The sequence below is a fragment of the Pseudoalteromonas fuliginea genome (assembly GCF_000690055.1).
Classification (GTDB): Bacteria; Pseudomonadota; Gammaproteobacteria; order Enterobacterales; family Alteromonadaceae; genus Pseudoalteromonas; species Pseudoalteromonas fuliginea.
This window is the reverse complement of record NZ_JJNZ01000195.1, coordinates 1-342: the sequence shown is the minus strand read 5'-3', so window position 1 is coordinate 342 and position 342 is coordinate 1. Positions and strand designations below refer to the sequence as shown.

1 protein-coding gene is annotated in these 342 nt (G+C 53.8%); it reads right to left on the bottom strand.

Annotated elements, in window-relative coordinates; translation table 11 throughout:
* Positions 1-46 precede the first annotated feature (46 nt).
* Positions 47-342, bottom strand: a 296-nt coding sequence (locus tag DC53_RS21890; protein WP_139016137.1) for a transposase, incomplete at its 5' end; no start/stop codon positions are given.

Sequence of the window (342 nt, the reverse complement as noted above, 5' to 3'; positions counted from 1 at the left end):
CGCACCTCGGATGATCCTATCCCTGACCCCTTTGTGATGCGCTAGGTCATGTTGACAAATGGCGAAGCCAGAGGCGGATTGAGGTGATGTCGATGAAGCCCAAGAAGCTTTCTGAGGTTTTGTCGTAGCGTGTTGCTACTCGGCGGGCGTTCTTGAGTTTGTTGAAGCAACGTTCGACCATGTTGCGCAACCGGTAAAGCGTGTGATCTACACCCACGCGCATCTTGCGGGTCTTGCGCATTGGGATTTGGGTGAGGATGTCGCGTTCATCCATGTTTTTCCGAATACGATCAGCATCATAACCCCGATCCGCCAGCAGCACCTTGGGCTCCGGCAAGTTGT